Genomic DNA, 17,945 nt, shown 5'->3' on the forward strand with positions numbered 1-17,945 from the left:
GGTTTCGGGCCTTTGCCCCTGTCGTACCTGCCCAGGACACGCTTTTGCCTATCCCCATTCACGATCCGCATCAGGCCCCCGGCGGCACTCTCAAGCGTTTGCCCCTGCGCAAGGCGGCGGTGCTGTTCATCGTTGCCGTGTGTCTGTGCCTGTCCGGTTTGCTGTATTTGCAGATCGAACAGTCGCGCCGGCAGGATCTGGCGAATGCGCAGATGGCTTCGGCCAACCTGACCCGGGCGATGGCGCAGCAGGCCGAAGACACCTTTCTGGCCGCCGATCTGGTGATGACCAGCCTGGTCGACTGGATTCAGGAAGACGGTTATGGCGCGGCGCAGAGACCGCGATTGCAGAGGACCTTCGCACGCCGGGTGCAGCAGCTGGAGCAGTTGCACGGCATGTTCCTGTTCGATCGCGAAGGGCAGTGGGTGATTACCTCATTCCCTGATCTGCCCCGCGGTAACGGCGTGGCGGATCGCGAGTATTTCAAATATCACCAGCAGAACGTGTCGTCCGTGGCGCACATCGGCCCGGCGATACGCAGTCGCGAAAACGGCGAGTGGATCATCCCGATTTCCAAGCGAGTGAACGACCACGCCGGCAATTTTCAGGGCGTGCTGATGGCCGGCATCAAGATGTCGTACTTCGACAAGTTCTTCAAAAGTTTCAGCCTGGACGACAACGGCACCATGTTCCTCGGCCTGACCAACGGCACCTTGCTTGCGCGCCGGCCGTTCGACGAGTCCTTGATCGGCACCTCGCTGGCCAAGGGCGAGATCTACCAGACATTGCTCCCCAACGCCTCGGCCGGCACGGCAATGATCGATTCGGTGGTCGACGGGGTCACGCGCCTTTATGGCTATCGGCAGCTCGAAAGTTATCCGCTGGTGGTGTCTGCCTCTTCATCGCGGGACACGATTCTCAAGGGCTGGCATGACCGTGCCTTTCAGTCCAGCGTGATCGTGGCGCTGGTGATGCTCGGCGTGGGGCTGTTTGGCTGGGTGTTCATCCATCAGGTGCGCGACGGTGAGCGGATCGAGAAAAACCTGATCAAGGCCCAGCGGGCGCTGGAGCTGATTGCCACGCACGACAGTCTGACCGGACTGGCCAACCGGCGCCTGTTCGAGCAGTCGCTGGAGATTGAGTTCGCCCGGGGCGCCCGGCAGTCGAGCCCGGTCAGCCTGATCATGCTCGATATCGATTTCTTCAAGCGCTACAACGACGCCTACGGCCATGTGGCCGGCGACCACTGCCTGACCCAGGTTGCCCAAGTGGTGAAGAACTGTTGCCAGCGCAAGCCCGATCTGGCGGTGCGCTACGGTGGCGAAGAGTTCGCGGTGCTGTTGCCGGACACCGACATCAATGGCGCGCTGGCGATTGCCGGGCAGATCCGCCGCAGCGTCATGGACAAACACATCACCCACAGCGGCTCCCCCACCGGTTACCTCACCGTGAGCCTGGGCTGTTATTCGTTCATTCCGCTGGGCAACGACAGCCCGGAACTGTTCATCCAGCGCGCCGATGCGGCGCTGTATCAGGCCAAGAACGCGGGCCGCAATCGCGCGGCGGTGTTGTCGATGGACGGTGGCGTTGGCGAGTTGATGCGTTCGGATCGCTGACGGAAAAGGGTTCAGACACAGACCATGATGCGCTCACCATGGCCTGCTCTTGTTCGTTCAGCCGCCGGTGCCGGCCCCGGAACCACCCGTTCCGCCACCCGCTGCGCCCGTTCCACCACCCGCGCCCGAACCTGAGCCGCTGGCGCTGCCGTTGGTTCCGGTTCCTGTTTTCATCCCGTCGGATGGGCCGTCGTTAGGTCGTTTAGTGGTGTTGTCTGGCGGCATGCTCGTCCCGCCGTTGGCGCCGGACTGGGTGCCCGACGTGCTGGCACCGTCATTGGCGGCAAAACTGGCGGCGGACGCTGTGGCCAACAAACCGGCCAGCAGCATCGAGGTCAATGTGCGCGTCTTCATGGTACGTCTCCAGAAAGGGGATTTACCTGATATTGGTCTGAAGCGCGCATCGCTTGGTGCCGACCGGGTGACCAGTGGTACTCAGAAATCCACGGTGGCCGAAACCTTTAACGTACGCGGTGCGCCCTGGGTCAGGTAGCCGCCATTGGCCGAGGCCCAATAGGCTTCGTTGGCAACGTTTTCCAGATTGGCGCGCAGGGTGATCTGCTTTTCATCGAGTTTGAAGGCGTAGCGCGAGCCGAGATCGAATCGGTTCCACGACGGGATGCTTTGGGTGTTGGCCGCGTTCAGGTACTGGCCGCCGGTGCGCAACATGCGGGCGCTGAGGGCTGCGCCTTCGAGTCCCGGAACATCCCAGTCGGCGCCGATGTTGAACTGGAAGCGTGGCACGCCAATGGCGCGGTTGCCGTCGTTGACGCCGTTGCTGCTGCCGTCGAGTTCGGTCTTCATCACGGTCGCGCCGCTGAGCAGGCGCAGGCCGTCGACGGGTTCACCGTAGACGTTGAGTTCCACGCCTTTGTTGGTCTGTTGGCCGTCGACCCGGAAGATCCCGTCCTGGGTGTAGCTTGACGGCTGCTCGATGCGGTAGACGCCGAGGCTGGCGCCATAGCTGCCCATGTCCAGCCGCACGCCGGCCTCGACCTGTTTGCTGCGCACCGGGGCGAAGGTTTCGTCGCGGTTGATCGCGCTGGTCGGCGGCGTCGGGCCCTTGGCCAAACCTTCGATGCGGTTGGCGTAGAACGACACATGTTCCCAGGGCTTGATCACCAAGCCGTAGACCGGAGTGGTGATCGATTCGTCGTAACTCGAGGTGCGCGCGCCGGTGGCCGTGGCCCAGCCATCGACTTTCATTTGCTGGCGGCGCAGACCGAGGGTCAGCAGCACGCGGTCATCGAGGAAACCGAGGGTGTCGGAAATCGCTTCGCTGCGCAGGGTGTTCTTGCCGACGACGCGCGGATCGTTGATGTCACCGGCGAACGAGGTGGCCGGCGGGCGCGGCTTGTCGGTGACGTTGTACAGATTGGTGGAGTAGCGCGAGGCGTTGCCGATGGTTTCGAACGCCGAGCGTTGCTCGCCCCAGATGCCTGCCCAGCCGACATTCAACTGATGGCTGACGGGGCCGGTGTCGAAGTGACCGTTGAGGCCGGCCATTGCGCTTTGGTTGTCCTCGTCGTGGGGCGGATAGAGCATGCCGCCACGGGCGTTGCCGTTGAGGTCGGTGACGGTCAACGACGAGTACACGCCGTTTTCCCGGGTGTGCTTGGCGCCGCCGGACACGTAGGCGGTCCAGTTATCGTTGAGGTCGTATTCGGCGCGGGCCATGCCGAAAGTGTCTTCGAGTTGCGAGTAGCTCCAGCTCTGGGCGTAGCTGGCGTTGGCGTGCGGCACCTTGGGGGCTTTGCTCAGGCTTGAGTCGACATAGATCACCGAGCGGCCCTGATTGATCACCTGCTTCTGATAGCCGAAGTCGGTCGAGACCCGCAGGCGCTCGCCGCGGTAGTCGAGGCCGACGCTGAACAGCGACGAGCGCTGGTCTTCTTGATCGACCGCGGTGTCGCCCTCGCGCTGCATCAGGTTGACCCGGGCACCGAAGCGGTTGTCCTCGCCAAAACGCTGGCCGAGGTCCAGATGCGTGCCGACCCGACCGTCGGCGCTGTAGTCGAGGGTGATGCTGCGGGTCGGGGTGTCCATGGCGCGTTTCGGTTGCAGGTTGATCCCGCCGCCAATACCACTGCCGCTCGGGGTCACGCCGTTGACGAAGGCATTCGGGCCCTTGAACAACTCGACGCGATCCAGCGCTTCGGTGGCGATGATCTGCCGGGGCAGCACGCCGTACAGGCCGTTATAGGAAATGTCATCGGAGGCCAGCGGCAGACCACGGATCATGAACATCTGCGAGAAGTTGCCGAAGCCATTGGACTGGCGCACCGAGGCATCGTTGAGCAACACGTCGCCGATGGTTTGCGCCTGCTGGTCGGCCATGGTCTTGGCGGTGTAACTGGTGACGCTGAAGGGCAGGTCGTTGACTGCCTGATTGCCGAGCATGCCGACCTGCGCGCGACGGGCGACCTGTTCGCCGCCGTAGGTGTCATCGCTGTTGTCGTGCAGGGCGCTGACGGTGGTGGCGCCCAGTTCCAGCGCGCCGTCCGTCGCGACTTTCGGCGCCACGGTGTAGCCGTTGTCGCCGGTGCTGATCAGTTCGAAACCGCTGCCTTCCAGCAGCCGGGCAAAACCGCTTTGCGCGGTGTAATTGCCTTGCAGGCCCGGGCTCTGACGATTGCCCAATTGCGCCGGGTCGAACGACAGCGGCACGCCGACGCTCACGGCAAATTGCGCCAGCACGTGGCTGAGCAAGCCCGGGCCGATGTTGACGTTCTGGCTGGCACTTTCGCTGATGCTGTCGGCTGCGTGGCCGACAGTCGGCAACAGTGCGCCGAAAGCCAGGGCCAGGCTCAGGGCCTTGAATGGAAAAATGGCGGGGCGGGGCGTGAGCAATGCGGTCATTCGGCGATCCTGTCGGGCGCGTGGAATTGAAAGGTCTATCCACTCACCGGACGAGGCGCGAAAAGGTATCAGTGAACATTGAAAGTTTTTTCCAAAGGCTCAGACGCGAGGCTCCACCGACAGCCAATAGCGGGTCAGGCTGTTGATATTCAGCGGCAGAGTTTCACTGAGCAGACGCAGGCTGGCGTCGGTGTCGCGCAGGGAAAACGCGCCGGACACACGCATCGCCGCGACGTCCGGATGACAGCGCAAGACGCCGCGACGATAGCGGCTCAACTCGCCGAGCAATTCGTCCAGACGCATGTTGCTGGCCAGCAGCATGCCCTTGTCCCAAGCCAGGCTGGCGGTGTCGAAGGTTTCGGCGCTGTCGAAGCTGTTGAGCTTGAAGCGCTGGCGCTCGCCGGCATTGATGATCGCGTTTTGCTTGAGCAATTCCGGGGTGATTTGCACTTGGCCCTCCAGCACCGACACCAGGCTGCGCGAACCCTCGGTGCGCACGCAGAAACGCGTGGCGAGCGCACGAGCGAGGCCTTGCGGGGTTTCGACTATGAACGGGCGGGCGGCAGCATCGCTGGCGGTGTTGATCAGCACCTCGCCGTTGAGCAGCAGCACCCGGCGCTCGACCGGGCTATAAGCAATGTTCACGGCGCTGTCGGTGTTGAGCAATAGTTGGGTGCCGTCCGGCAGTTGCAGCGTTTTTTGTTCGCCGACGGCGGTGCGCTGGTCGGCGGTCCATTGCTGCCACGGCACATGTTGCGAGGCGATGCCCAACGGCCCGGCCATCAACAGCAGGCCGAGGCGGGTGAGGGTCTGGCGACGACTGAGGCCTTCTTTGCGCGAAGCCCGTTGCAGGGTCTGGATCGCGACATTGGCCGGCACGCTGCGCAAATCACCGAGCAGGGCTTCGGCCCGTTGCCAGGCAATGGCGTGTTCAGCGCTGCGATTGCGCCATTGGGCGATGGCCTGATGATCGGACGGCGAAGCGGTTCCCGAATGCAGCTGCACCAGCCAGTCGGCGGCTTCACCGAGAATCTGCGGATTGATCATCGACGAACTCATCAGGCGACACTCAGGCAGGCAATGAACGCGGCGCGCATATGGCGTTTGACGGTGATCAGCGAAACATTCAGGCGTGTGGCGATCTGCGCATAGGTCAGGCCTTCGATCTGCGACAGCAGGAAAGTGTCGCGGGTCTGCGCCGGCAACTCGCGCAGCAACGCTTCAATGCGCCACAGGGTTTCGAGAATCAGGTAGCGGGTTTCCGGCGACGGCACCTCGGCGGCGGGCAGGCTGGCGATGGTTTCCAGGTAGGCGCGCTCGATGTCCTGACGCCGCCAGCGGTCAATCACCAGACCTTTGGCGATGTGCGTCAGCAGTGCCCGGGGTTCGCTGCCCAGCGGTTTGACCACCTGACGGCTGAGCAGGCGCAGAAACGTATCGTGCGCAAGGTCGGCCGCATCGCAGCGATTGCCCAGCTTGCGCTGCAACCAGCCCTGCAGCCACCCGTGGTGTTCGCTGTAGAGCGTCTGGACTTGCTGATTCAATGGCGGATCAAAAGGCGACATGGGCGGCAGATACTCGTTGCGGGCATCCGATGCCTGGCTGCAATTAGAGTGCAATTAAGAATGGATCGCATTCTAGTGGCGTGGAACGAGCGCTGGCAATTGCCCTGTTGCACTTTCTTTTCTGGCGCCAGAAAGGAGTGGCCTACCCGTCTTCCGGGAGATTGGCTATTTGTTTGGCCCGGCCCCGGGACTAACGTAGCCACACATTCACTCGCCCCGGAGAACCACCATGAAACCTCGTGCCGATTTCTACACCGCTTCCCCAGATGCCCTGAAAGCGATGATCGCCCTGGAAACTGCCGTCTCGAAACTGCCGCTGGAAAAGACCCTGATCGAACTGGTGAAACTGCGCGCCTCGCAAATCAACGGCTGCGCGTTCTGCATCGACATGCACACCGCAGACGCGATCAAGGGCGGCGAAACTCCACGTCGCCTGTTCGCCGTGACGGCCTGGCGTGAAGCGCCATTCTTCACCGACCGCGAACGCGCCGCGCTGCTGTGGACCGAGTCCCTGACCCAACTGAGCCTGACCCACGCCCCGGACGAAGATTACGAAGCCGTCGCTGCCCAGTTCTCGCCAAAAGAAATGGTCGACCTGACTGTAGCCATCAGCACCATCAACAGCTGGAACCGTCTGGCCGTGGGCTTTCGCAAAACCCCACAGGCCTGATCGGTCAATGTGCATCGGCACTCGGCGCGGCCGGTGGTTGCACCTTGCGCATCAAGGGCACCATCGCCGTGGCGATCACGAAGCACACCATGATCATCAGGAACGTATCGCCGTAGGTTTGGGTCTGCGCCTCGCGGTAGGTCAGCAGCCATAATTGATGCAGGCCGGCGGTGATGCCCACGTCACCGCTTTGACCCAGTGCGGCGAAGTTGCCGCCGACCTGGGCCAGCCACTGGTTCAAGGCTTCGTTGCTGCTGTTCAGATGCTCGGCCAACCGGGTGAAGTGCAGGTTGGTGCGGTCGTTGAGAATGGTCGCGCACGCGGCAATCCCGATTGCACCGCCCAGGTTGCGCATCAGGTTGAACAGGCCCGAGGCGTGTTTCAACCGCGCCGGGGCCAAACCGCCAAGGGTCAACGTCACCGCCGGCGGCACCGCCAGTTGCTGGGCAATTCCGCGCAGGGCTTGCGGCAGCAGCAATTGCCCGGCACCCCAATCGTGGGTGATCGGACTGAATTCCCACATCGACAAGGCGAACAACGCCAGGCCCGCCATCATGATCCAGCGCAGGTCGATGCGATTGGCCAGAAAGGCGTACAGCGGAATCGCCATGATCTGGAACACCCCGGTGGAAAAAACCGCCAGACCAATGTCCAGCGCCCCGTAACCACGCACCCGACCGAGAAACAGCGGCGTCAGGTAGATCGTCGCGAACAGGCCGATGCCGGTGACGAAGGAAAAGAAGCAGCCGAGGGCGAAATTGCGATCCTTGAGGGCACGCAGGTCGACGATCGGATTGGCCACGTGCAGCGTGCGCCCAACGAACGCCACGCCGGCGAGCGCGCTGATCCACGCGGTGGTGAGGATGGTCTGGTCGCTGAACCAGTTCCAGCGCGGGCCTTCTTCGAGGGTGTATTCCAGGCAGCCGAGAAACAGCGCCAGAAACACCATGCTCAAATAGTCCGCACCCTTGAGCAGCGACAGTTCCGGCTGATCGATCTTGACCAGCATCGGCACCGCCACGGCAACGAAAATCCCCGGCACCAGATTGATGTAGAACAGCCAGTGCCAGGACGAAATGTCGGTGATCCAGCCACCGATGACCGGGCCCAATGTCGGCGCCAGCGAAGCCACGGCGCCGATGGTGGCGGCAGCAATCACCCGTTGCTTGCCGGTGAAGAAAAAGAACGCCGTGGTGAACACCAACGGAATCATCGAACCGCCGAGAAACCCTTGCAGCGCCCGAAAGGCAATCATGCTCTGGATGTTCCATGCCGCGCCGCACAACAGGCTGGCAAGGGTGAAACCGACCGCCGAGGCGCAAAACAACCAGCGCGTGGAGAACACCCGTGACAGCCAGCCCGACAGTGGAATCACGATGATTTCGGCGATCAGGTAACTGGTCTGCACCCACGCCGTTTCATCGGTGCCGGCGGACAGTCCACCGCCGATATCCCGCAGCGAGGCCGAAACGATCTGGATGTCCAGCAGCGCGATGAACATGCCGATGCACAGGGTGGCGAAGGCGAACACTTTGGTCGAGGTCGCCATTTCGGCGGCATTGAACGGCTGCGCGGGGACGGCGAGGGCGCGGCTCATGGCGCGCTGGCCACGGCGGTGGTTTCAGGCTGGGCGCGGGTGTCGACTTCAGCGGTCACCGACAGGCCTGGACGCAGATGGCCGAGCACGCTGTCGGCGGGGTCGAGCAGGATCCGCACTGGCACCCGCTGCACGATCTTGGTGAAGTTGCCGGTGGCGTTTTCCGGCGGCAGAACACTGAACTGCGAACCGGTGGCCGGGGCGAGGCTGTCGAGGCGGCCATGGAACTCCTGGCCGGACAACACGTCGGCGCGGATGCTTACGCGCTGGCCCGGTTTCATCCGCGCCAGTTGGTCTTCCTTGAAATTGGCATCGACCCACAAACCGCTGGCCGGCACCACCGACAGCTGTTGTGAACCGGCCTGGGCGTAAGCGCCGACCCGCGCGCGACGGTTACCGATCACGCCGTCGACCGGGGCGCGCAATTCGGTGTAGCCGAGGTTGAGTTGCGCCAGATCACGCTCGGCCCGGGCTTGCTGGAGGGCGGCGCGGGCCTGTTGTTTCTGGGTTTCGATCACCGAGAGCTGGCGTTGCGCTGCGAGCAATTCGGCCTGGGCCTTGGCGCTCAGGGCTTGGGCAGTTTTGAAGGTGGCGTCGGCCCGTTGCGCGGCTTCCACCGAAACCGCATTGGTAGTGACCAGACGTTTGTAGCGTGCGTTGTCGTCCCGGGAACGGGCGGTTTCGGCACCGGCAGCATCGATGCCGGCGCGGGCCTGACCGATTACTGCTTGCTGCAATTGTTCGGTGGCATCGAGGTTGGCCAGCAGCGCTTCTTCAGCGGCGACGGCACCTTCGGCCTTGGCCAGATTGGCGCGGTAGTCGCGGGCGTCAAGACGGATCAGCACGTCGCCGGCCTTCACGGACTGGTTGTCGCTGACCAGCACCTCTTCGATGTAACCGGCGACTTTCGGCCCGATCACCGTGACATCGCCGCCGATGTAGGCATCGTCGGTTTCTTCGAGAAAGCGTCCGGCTCCCCACCAATGCACGGCATACAGCCCGGCGAATACCAGCGCGGCCAGCCCCGCAGTGGGCAACAGCAGGCGTTTGAGCAGGGGAGGTTTGGGAGCGCTGACCGGAACGGCGAGGTCGGGTTCAACGGTGGGCATGCTGGTCATGGCGTAATACCTGCGAAGCGAGGGTGTTATTACGGCTGTAATATGACGCGAGTAATATTTTGTGGCAATTGATTTTTATCGCCGGTCGTCAGTTGCTTATCTGAGCCAGGTGCCGGGTGTGCTGCCAGTCATGGATTTGAAGAACGCAATGAATGCGCTGTCGCTGGCGAAGCCCAGTTCAAATGCGCAATAGCCGAGGTTGCGCCCGGTGGCGAGCAATTCCATGGCACGCATCAGTCGCCACTGCTGGCGCCATTGTTGATAGCTCATGCCGGTTTCGCGCTGGAAGATCCGGCCGATGGTGCGGCTGCTGGCGCCGATCTGTTGCTCGAGCACTTGCAGTTCCGGGGGGAGTTTTTCGGGTGTGGCAAGAAGCGGCGCCAGACGTTTGTCCCGGGGCAGAGGCAGGAGCATCGGTTGCTGCGCCGCCCCGCGGATTTCACTCAGGCACAGCCCCAGCAGATGGACGAATTTGCCCTGCTGCCAATCGGTATCGAAATCGGCAATCGCCATCGGTTCCAGCACGGCGCGCAGCAGCGGGCTGACCTCGATCACGCAGACCTGTTGCGGCAGGTCGTGGCACAACTCGGGTGTCAGATAGATGGAGCGGTAATCGACGCTTTGCTGCATCACCGCTCGATGCGTGACGCCGCCGGGAATCCACGCTGCACGCGACGGTGGCAGCAGGCACAACTGCTGCGCCAGGGTGATGCGGGTGCAGCCCTGTCGGGTGTAGAGCAGTTGCCCGCGCTGATGTCGATGCAGACCGGAGTCGTGATCGCCGAGGGTGGAAGCGATGCCGACTACCGGCGCCGGGAAGCGATCCGGGTCAAAACGGTCGTGGGCTTCGAGCCAGGCCATAGGTTGTCCGATTTCAACGATAAATTGTCAGGGTTCGGATAATACGCCAGCCACAACTTTTTAAACTCCTCGGCGTTTTTGTTGAGGAGTCATGGTGATGAGCCATAGAACGTTTTTGATGTTGGCGATTGCACTGCTGATGTTTCCGCAGATCGCCCAGACGTTGTTCAGCCCGACGCTGGGGGATATCGGCCGGGCGTTCGATGTTGGTCCGCAAGTGGCGGCGCAGACGTTGTCGGTGTACTTCCTGGCGTTTGCCTTTGGCGTGGTGACATGGGGGCGGGTATGTGACCGGATTGGCCGGCGGCCTTCGATGCTCGCCGGTCTGGCGATTTATGCGGTTGCCTGCGTACTTGGCTTGAGCGTGCGCAGTTTCAACGGTCTGTTGATGGCCCAGGCGCTGGCGGCATTCGGCGCTGCTGTTGGCTCGGTGGTGACCCAGACTTTACTGCGCGACCGTTTTCGCGGAACCGAACTGGCCCACGTATTTTCTCTGGTGGGTATGGCACTGGCGGCCAGCCCCGCCATCGGTCTGTTCAGCGGGGCGAGTCTGGTTCAAGGCTTTGGCTATCGCGGTGTGCTCGTTGCGTTGTTGCTGCTGGCTTCGATCTTGTGGATTTGGAGTTGGCGCACCTTGCCGGAAACCCGTCCGCCACAACTGACCTCCGTCGGCCTGTTCGCAACCATGGGCGATATGTTGCGTGATCCCGGTATCTGGCGTTCGGCACTGTGGATTGCATCGTTCAACGTCGCGTTGCTCAGCTATTACAGCCTCGGACCTTTCCAGTTCGAACGTCTCGGCCTAAGCGGCGAGTGGTTCGGCTACAGCGGCGTGATGCTCGCACTGGCCTCAGGGTTTGGAGCATGGCTTAACAAAAAATTGCTGCAAATCGATTGCCATCCACTGCAGTTGATTCGCCTGGCAGCTCTGACCGGTTTGCTCGGTGGCATCGGCGTGTGGCTGCTGGAAGCGTACGTCTGGTTCGTATTGCCGATGCTGCTGGTGGTACTGGCGTTCGGCATGGCAATCCCGAATATCCTCGGCTCAGCCTTGCGCAATTACACGGATCGTTTGGGTACCGCCGGCGCATTGCTGGGGCTGTTTTATTACCTGCTGATCGGTGCGGGATTGATGTTGGCGGCGTGGTCTCAGGCCCTCGGGGAAACCCTGATGGTCTGCAACTTGCTGGCGTTATCGCTGGCGATCCGTGCTAAAAACGCATTTGTTTAAGAAATGTAAGCGATGTAGGAAGCGTCTTGCATTTGTGTAGGAAGGCTCTGACTATCACTGCAATTGATGGGATGGCATTAAGCCATTTGATTGCAAGGATGTTGAGTGCCGTATTCGATTCGCGCTGTTTCTCGTCGTAGTTATCTGCCTCGTCCGCTGTTGTCGGCCTTGTTGTTGAGTGTGTGTGCGCCCAGCGTTTTCGCCGCCGAACTGTCGAATCCAGGCCAGGAAGTGCTGCGCCAGCAGCAACAGCAACAGCGCGATCTGCAACAACTGCAACTTGAACAGCGCAAGCGGCAACTGGAGCGCGGCGCGTTCGGCCCGACGCCTGCCACCCCGGCCATTCCCGATTCGATCAAGCCCGACGAACGCTGCTGGCCCCTGAGCGGCACGCGCATCGGCGGGGTCACGCTGATCGACAAAGACCAGCTCAACGCCCGGATCAAACCACTGCTGGCGCCGTGCATGGGCGTCGGCCAGATCAACCATCTGCTGGCGACCATCACCGCGCTCTACGTGGAGAAGGGCTACATCGCCAGTCGGCCATATCTGAGCAGCGCGCCAGCGGCGGGGCAGTCGCTGGATATCCTGATCGACGAAGGCTACATCGAGTCCATCGAACTGGCCGACCAGAGCCTGCCGGTGTCTCTCGGTGGCGCATTCCCGGGCATGCTCGGCAAGCCGCTGAATCTGCGGGATCTGGAGCAAGGGCTGGATCAGTTGAACCGTCTGCGCTCGCTCGATCTGACCGCCGACATCGCCCCCGGCAGCCAGCCCGGGGCGTCAAAAATCATCCTGCGCTCGCGTACTTCCGGGCAGTCGCGCTGGGCCCTCGGCGCCGGTTTCGACAACCTTGGCAGCGCCAGCACCGGGCGCGACCGCAACACGCTGAGCCTGAGCCTCGATAGCCCGCTCGAACTCAACGACCTGTTGAGCGTGAGTGCCAGCGACACCCTCAATCAGGGCGACCGCTACAACCGTAACGCCAGCCTCTATTACGCAATTCCTTATGGTTACTGGACGTTCAGCACGTTCGCCAGCCATGCCGAATACCGTGCGCCGTTCAAACTGCCGGGCACGACGCTGTACAGCACCGGCATCACCGATCAGCTCAGCCTGCGCGCCGACCGCGTGTTGTGGCGCGACCAGAGCCATCAGCTCAGCGCCAACCTGCAACTGGCGCACAAGGATGTCGACAGCTATCTGGAAAACGTCCGCCTCGGCATCCAGAGCCCGACCCTGACCGTGGCCGAGGCCGGGCTCAATCTGTTCTGGCTCGACCGCGCGGTGTGGAACCTCGACTTCAACTACGCCCAGGGCCTGCGCTGGCTGGGTGCCGACGACGATGCCGATCATCAGGTCAAGAACCTGCCCAAGGCACAGTTTCGCAAGTACCGCGCCGGACTCAGCCAGTGGCGCAACGGCCAGTTCGGTGCGCAAGCCTGGCAATGGCAGAGCCAACTGAACGTGCAGTACAGCCCGGATCCGTTGCCGGCCATCGAACAACTGCTCGGCACCGACGATTCCGCCGTGCGCGGTTACCGGGTCAGCAGCGCGTCCGGCGCCAGCGGCGCGATCTGGCGCAACACCTTGCGCCTGCCGCTGCGCACCGATCTGCCGGTGCAGCTCACCCCGCGTGTCGGCCTCGACCACGGCTGGATCAAGGCCGATCACGGCGCCCCGGTTCAACGCCTGAGCGGCGCCAGCATCGGCCTCAACCTGGGCTGGAAAAACCTGCAGGTGGATGTCGATTACCAACGCAGCCTGAACACCCCGACCGGCCTGCACCGCGAGCCTGAAACCTGGCTGATGCGGGTCGGATTACAGATATGAACGTCAGTGAACAACAGCCATCGGACCTGAGCGCGACAGCCGTGGCCTTCAACTCAACGCGCAACGTGATGCCGCACTACATGGAGAGTTTTTTATGCCAATGAATACCTTTGCGTTTCATCTTTCCCCACGGGGCAAACTGCGCTGGGCCATCGCCAGCCTGTTCCTGGTCGCTCACCTGCCGGGCGCCATGGCCGGCGGTGTGGTGGTCGCGCCCGGCCCCGGCGGCACCGCGCAACTGCAAACCCAGGGCGGCGTCCCGATCGTCAACATCGTCGCGCCCAACGGCTCCGGCCTGTCGCACAACCAGTTCCTCGACTACAACGTCGACCGTCAGGGCCTGGTATTGAACAACGCCTTGCAGGCCGGGCAATCGCAGCTCGCCGGGCAACTGGCGGCCAACCCGCAACTGCAAGGGCAGGCCGCGAGCGTGATCCTCAACGAAGTGATCAGCCGCAACCCGTCGGCCATCAACGGCGCCCAGGAAATCTTCGGTCGCGCCGCCGACTATGTACTCGCCAACCCGAACGGCATTTCGGTGAACGGCGGCAGTTTCATCAACACGCCGAACGCCAATCTGGTGGTCGGTCGTCCCGAGCTGAACGACGGCAAACTGCAAGCCCTGAGCACCCGCGACGCTACCGGCCAGCTGCAGATTCAGGGCGGCGGGCTGCGCAATGGCGAAGGCTCGATCAACCTGATCGCGCCGCGCATCGACAGCCAGGGTGCGATCACTGCCCGTGATCAACTGAATCTCACCGTCGGGCGCAATCAGATCGACTACGCCAGCGGCCAGGTGAAAGCCGTGGACCCGGCGGGCAACACCACCGATCAACGAATCGACGCCAGCCTGTTCGGCGCGATGCAGGCCGGGCGCATCAACATCGTCAGCACCGCCGAAGGCGCGGGCGTGAAGGTCGGCGCGGTGCAAGTCGCCGGGCGTGACGGTGTACAGATCCGTTCGGCTGGCGACCTGAGCGTCAGCGGTCAGGCGATCCCCGACAGCCTCGACGTGACCCGCGCCGGCATTCGCAGCAGCCAGGGCGACGTCGGCCTGCACAGCGGCAAGGACCTGACTTTGGCCGCGACCGATGTCAGCGGTCGCGACGTCAAGGTCGATGCCAAGCGCAACCTGACCCTGACCACCGTCGAAAGCCGCAGGCTCCAGGAACAGCGCGAAAACTGGAACAACAGCACCATCGGCATCACCTGGGAAACCTACGAGCGCACCAAGACCGACAGCGATTCGCGCCAGCACGGCAGCCAGATCATTGCCAGCCGCGACGCGCAATTGTCGTCCGGCAAAGACACCGAACTGAAAGCCGCCAAGGTCGACGCGAAGAACAATCTCAGCGTGCAAAGCGGCGGCGACCTGCGCCTGACCGCCGCCACTGAAAGCCACGTGCAAACCGATCAAGGCAAACACCGCAAACACCTGTGGAAAGCCGACTGGGACAGCAGCAGCGAAGAGCAGCGCAGCGTCACCAGCCAGTTGAAGGGCGGCAACATCGCCCTGCAAACCGCTGCACTGTTGCGCTCCGAAGGCGCCGAAATCGACAGCGCCGGCGATCTGCAACTGGCCGGCAAACAGGTGGAAATCACCACCGCGACCCGCACCAACCGCAGCAGCGACAACCGCTATTCCGGTGATCTGGTCGGCGGCGGTTTCTTCGGCAAGACCGGCGACGCCGACAAGGGCCAGACCCAGCATCAGGGCAGCAAGATCAACGCCGCCGGCAAGCTGCTGGTCAAGGCCGATGACGTGCGCATCAGCGGCAGTCAGGTGCGTGGCGCCAAGGACGCCAGCGTGATCAGCGACAACGGTTCGCTGATCATCGACGGCGTGCAGGACACTTCGCACAGCAACAATCACGACAAGGACAGCAAGTTCTTCGGCATCACCAAGGACGAGTCGCGCCAGAACAGCAAGGACAGCACCACGGTGCGCAGCAAGCTGGCTTCCGACAGCAACCTCAAGCTGAAAAGCGCCAAGGACATCGAAGTCGCCGGCTCCACGGTCAAGGCCGGCGGCTCGCTGACGGCGGATGCGGCGGGTGATGTGAATGTGCATTCGACGCAGAACACCCACGACAGCAGCAACAGCACCCAGACCCGTGGCTTCGACGCTTACGCCAAGGAGCAGACGGCGGAGCAGTATCGCGCCGGCGTGCATTACGAAGACAAATCCCAGACCGTCACCGCCAACGACGTCGCGCAGCAGGGCTCCAGCCTCAGCGGCGGCACCGTGCAAGTGAAGGCGGGCGGCGACGTGACGCTCAAGGGCGCCGAGGTGAAATCCACCGCTGGCGACACCACCCTGAGCGGCAAGAACGTCTCGTTGTTGGCCGAGCAGGACAGCCACAGCACCTCGACCGAAACCCGCAGCACCGGCGGCGGTTTCTACTACACCGGCGGCCTCGACCGCGCGGGCAGCGGCGTGGATTTCTCGCACAGCACCTCGCAAGACACCACCGCTAAAACCACTGCGCAATCCACCGGCGTGCAGAGCAGCGGCAGCCTCAACATCAACGCGGACAAACTTGCCACCGAAGGCGCGCAGCTCAAGTCCGGCAACGGTCTGAACGTCGCCGCCAACGAAGTCGACAATCGTGCCGCCAGTAACACCGAAAGCAGCACCCACAGCGAGAGCAACTGGTCGGCGGACATCGGCGCCAACGTCGAGTACAAAGACATCGCCCGGCCGATTGCCGGCGCGGTGAAAGAAGTGCTCGACGGCAAGGTGCCGGACAAGGACGCACTGGCCAATCTCGGTCAGCCGAACGTCGGTATCGACGTGGCGGTCGGTCATGCCAGCGCCGATAAAACCGGGCAGAGCAGCAATGCCGTGGTCAGCCGGTTCGACGGCCAGACCGTGGACGTGAAGGTCGGCGGCACGCTGCACGATCTGGGCACCCAGTACAACGCCAGCGCCGGCAAAGTGAACATCAGCGCCGACAAACTGGTGGCCGACGCGGCCAGCAACACTCGCAGCAGCACCGACAACGCGGTGGATGCCAAGGTCGATGTGCGCGTCTACACCAAGACCGGCGAAGACGTGAACGTGGCCGGCAGCGGCGCGGGTGGCAGCAGCCAGTCGAGCAAGGACAGTTCCACGGCAGTGGTCGGCGGTTACGCTGGCAATCACGGCGTGAACATCAATGTCACCCGCGACGCACAATTCGAAGGCAGCCGTTTCGACGGCGGGCAGGGCGGTGTCAGCGTCAAGACCGGTGGTGATCTGGCGCTGAATCAGGCCAATGACCGTCAGAGCAGCGACAGCTCCAGCCTGCGCGGCAACGGCTCGCTGACCGTCGGCACCTTGCCGGGCACCGATGGCACCAACGTCGATCTCGGCGCCGGGTTCCAGCTCGATCACAAAGGCAACAAGATCACCGATAGCCAAGCGCACGTCGCCAGCCTCAGCGGTAACGGCCCGGTGCAATTGAGCAGCGGCGGCAATCAGGTTCAGCAGGGCACGAAGATCGACAGCGCTGGCGCTATCGACCTGAAGGCTGACGGCAAGCTCGACCTGCAAGCAGCCACTGATTCGCACATCGCCACCGGCAGCAATCTCGGCGGCGGTCTGAAGGCCGGCGGCAGCAAAACCAGCAGCGAGAAGAGCCGCGATCAGGGCGGCAACCTCAGCGGCAACTTCAACATCGGTCGGGTCAATGAGAACACGCAGACTCTTACCGGTGGCCAGCTCAACAGCCAGAACGGCATCGCGTTGAGCGGTGATTCGGTGCGCCTGCAAGGCACTCAGGTCACTGCGCCGAACGTCGGCATCGACGCGCAGAAGGGCGGTTTCGTTCAGGAGTCCGCGCAGTCCACCGACAACCGCAACAACTGGAATGTGGCGTTGAATGCCGGTGGCAATCTGAGCAAAAGCACACCGACCGCCGCCGATGAAAAAGTCAGCAGCGACCACGGCTTCAATGCCGGGGCCAAGGTGGGCGTGGATTACCTGCAAGGCACCACCCAGCAGAACAGCCAGATCAAGGCTGACTCTGTGGTGTTGAACAGCGCGGGCGATGCGAGCCTGAGCGGTGCGCGGATCGATGCGCGCAACGTCAGCGGCAACGTGGCCGGTGATCTGTCGGTAGAGAGCCGTCAGGACTCCAGCACTCATGCCAAGGTCGATGTGGATCTGGGCCTGACTGCCAAGAAAACCCCCGCAGACGACAAAGGCAAATTGGCCGGCACCGACTACAAGCCGACGCTGAAAGCCGAAGGCGAATACGCGCACAAGGACAGCGTCAAACAGGCTTCCGGCATCAGCGGTAGCCAGGGTGTGAATCTCACTGTCGGCGGCGCTACGCAGCTGACCGGCGCGCGGATTTCCGCCACTGAAGGCAAGGTCGATCTGGGTGGTTCGAAGGTCAGCAGCACCGACCTGAGCAACCGCGACTACGGCGTAAAAGCCGGCCTTGATCTGCCACACAAAACCGAAGAAAACGCACCGAAGGTTTCCCTTGAAAACGGCAACCTGAAAGTCGGCCCGGTGACCCTGAGCGGTCATCTGGACAGTCAGTCCCTGCAAGCGGGGATCGACGAAAAAGGTTGATTCACCGTCAGTGAAACCGGCGGGAGCGAGC

Annotated in this window: 12 protein-coding genes; 5 read left to right on the forward strand and 7 right to left on the reverse strand. The window is 62.8% G+C overall.

The window, feature by feature from the left end; translation table 11 throughout:
- The first annotated feature begins 44 nt into the window (after positions 1–44).
- On the forward strand, positions 45–1,616 hold the full coding sequence (locus tag CAG02_RS22130; RefSeq protein ID WP_085712563.1) for a diguanylate cyclase: 1,572 nt from the start codon (positions 45–47) through the stop codon (positions 1,614–1,616).
- A gap of 57 nt (positions 1,617–1,673) precedes the next feature.
- Here CAG02_RS22130 and CAG02_RS22135 read toward each other — a convergent pair whose 3' ends face one another.
- From CAG02_RS22135 to CAG02_RS22150, 4 genes are all read right to left on the reverse strand, one after another.
- On the reverse strand, positions 1,674–1,970 hold the full coding sequence (locus tag CAG02_RS22135) for a hypothetical protein (RefSeq protein ID WP_085712562.1): 297 nt from the start codon (positions 1,968–1,970) through the stop codon (positions 1,674–1,676).
- A gap of 81 nt (positions 1,971–2,051) precedes the next feature.
- A complete protein-coding gene (locus CAG02_RS22140) occupies positions 2,052–4,475 on the reverse strand; it encodes a TonB-dependent receptor (RefSeq protein ID WP_085712561.1) in 2,424 nt (807 codons plus the stop codon).
- 99 nt (positions 4,476–4,574) lie between these two features.
- Positions 4,575–5,534: a FecR domain-containing protein gene (locus tag CAG02_RS22145; RefSeq protein WP_085712560.1), complete on the reverse strand. Its 960-nt coding sequence runs from the start codon at positions 5,532–5,534 to the stop codon at positions 4,575–4,577.
- A complete protein-coding gene (locus CAG02_RS22150; RefSeq protein WP_085712559.1) occupies positions 5,534–6,040 on the reverse strand; it encodes a sigma-70 family RNA polymerase sigma factor in 507 nt (168 codons plus the stop codon). Before CAG02_RS22150 ends, CAG02_RS22145 begins: the two co-directional genes overlap by 1 nt.
- Positions 6,041–6,269: 229 nt before the next feature.
- Between CAG02_RS22150 and CAG02_RS22155 the strand changes: the two genes are divergently transcribed.
- Positions 6,270–6,710, forward strand: a complete 441-nt coding sequence (locus CAG02_RS22155; RefSeq protein WP_085712558.1) for a carboxymuconolactone decarboxylase family protein — start codon at positions 6,270–6,272, stop codon at positions 6,708–6,710.
- A 4-nt stretch (positions 6,711–6,714) separates the two neighbouring features.
- Here the strand turns inward: CAG02_RS22155 and CAG02_RS22160 are convergent, their stop codons facing one another.
- The 3 genes from CAG02_RS22160 to CAG02_RS22170 all read right to left on the reverse strand — a co-directional run bounded on the left by CAG02_RS22160 (position 6,715) and on the right by CAG02_RS22170 (position 10,286).
- Positions 6,715–8,307, reverse strand: coding sequence for a DHA2 family efflux MFS transporter permease subunit (locus tag CAG02_RS22160; RefSeq protein ID WP_085712557.1), 1,593 nt, complete (start codon positions 8,305–8,307; stop codon positions 6,715–6,717).
- Positions 8,304–9,425 carry an HlyD family secretion protein gene (locus CAG02_RS22165; RefSeq protein WP_085712556.1) on the reverse strand — a complete coding sequence of 374 codons (1,122 nt, stop codon included), beginning with the start codon at positions 9,423–9,425 and terminating at the stop codon, positions 8,304–8,306. Before CAG02_RS22165 ends, CAG02_RS22160 begins: the two co-directional genes overlap by 4 nt.
- Positions 9,426–9,521: 96 nt before the next feature.
- Positions 9,522–10,286: a helix-turn-helix transcriptional regulator gene (locus CAG02_RS22170; RefSeq protein ID WP_085712555.1), complete on the reverse strand. Its 765-nt coding sequence runs from the start codon at positions 10,284–10,286 to the stop codon at positions 9,522–9,524.
- Positions 10,287–10,383: 97 nt separating this feature from the next.
- Here CAG02_RS22170 and CAG02_RS22175 point away from each other — a divergent pair, with 97 nt between their 5' ends.
- From CAG02_RS22175 to CAG02_RS22185, 3 genes are all read left to right on the forward strand, one after another.
- Positions 10,384–11,517: an MFS transporter gene (locus CAG02_RS22175; protein ID WP_085712554.1), complete on the forward strand. Its 1,134-nt coding sequence runs from the start codon at positions 10,384–10,386 to the stop codon at positions 11,515–11,517.
- A 105-nt stretch (positions 11,518–11,622) separates the two neighbouring features.
- Positions 11,623–13,350 carry a ShlB/FhaC/HecB family hemolysin secretion/activation protein gene (locus CAG02_RS22180; RefSeq protein WP_085712553.1) on the forward strand — a complete coding sequence of 576 codons (1,728 nt, stop codon included), beginning with the start codon at positions 11,623–11,625 and terminating at the stop codon, positions 13,348–13,350.
- Between the two features lie 94 nt (positions 13,351–13,444).
- Positions 13,445–17,914, forward strand: a complete 4,470-nt coding sequence (locus CAG02_RS22185; protein WP_085712552.1) for a hemagglutinin repeat-containing protein — start codon at positions 13,445–13,447, stop codon at positions 17,912–17,914.
- Positions 17,915–17,945: the final 31 nt, after the last annotated feature.

This window comes from Pseudomonas sp. R43(2017) (assembly GCF_002112345.1).
Classification (GTDB): Bacteria; Pseudomonadota; Gammaproteobacteria; order Pseudomonadales; family Pseudomonadaceae; genus Aquipseudomonas; species Aquipseudomonas kribbensis.

Coding starts and splice junctions, on each gene's coding strand:
- CAG02_RS22135 (WP_085712562.1), bottom strand. CDS start 1,970: ATGAAGACGCGCACATTGACCTCGATGCTGCTGGCCGGTTTGTTGGCC.
- CAG02_RS22140 (WP_085712561.1), bottom strand. CDS start 4,475: ATGACCGCATTGCTCACGCCCCGCCCCGCCATTTTTCCATTCAAGGCC.
- CAG02_RS22145 (WP_085712560.1), bottom strand. CDS start 5,534: ATGAGTTCGTCGATGATCAATCCGCAGATTCTCGGTGAAGCCGCCGAC.
- CAG02_RS22150 (WP_085712559.1), bottom strand. CDS start 6,040: ATGTCGCCTTTTGATCCGCCATTGAATCAGCAAGTCCAGACGCTCTAC.
- CAG02_RS22155 (WP_085712558.1), top strand. CDS start 6,270: ATGAAACCTCGTGCCGATTTCTACACCGCTTCCCCAGATGCCCTGAAA.
- CAG02_RS22160 (WP_085712557.1), bottom strand. CDS start 8,307: ATGAGCCGCGCCCTCGCCGTCCCCGCGCAGCCGTTCAATGCCGCCGAA.
- CAG02_RS22165 (WP_085712556.1), bottom strand. CDS start 9,425: ATGACCAGCATGCCCACCGTTGAACCCGACCTCGCCGTTCCGGTCAGC.
- CAG02_RS22170 (WP_085712555.1), bottom strand. CDS start 10,286: ATGGCCTGGCTCGAAGCCCACGACCGTTTTGACCCGGATCGCTTCCCG.
- CAG02_RS22175 (WP_085712554.1), top strand. CDS start 10,384: ATGAGCCATAGAACGTTTTTGATGTTGGCGATTGCACTGCTGATGTTT.
- CAG02_RS22185 (WP_085712552.1), top strand. CDS start 13,445: ATGCCAATGAATACCTTTGCGTTTCATCTTTCCCCACGGGGCAAACTG.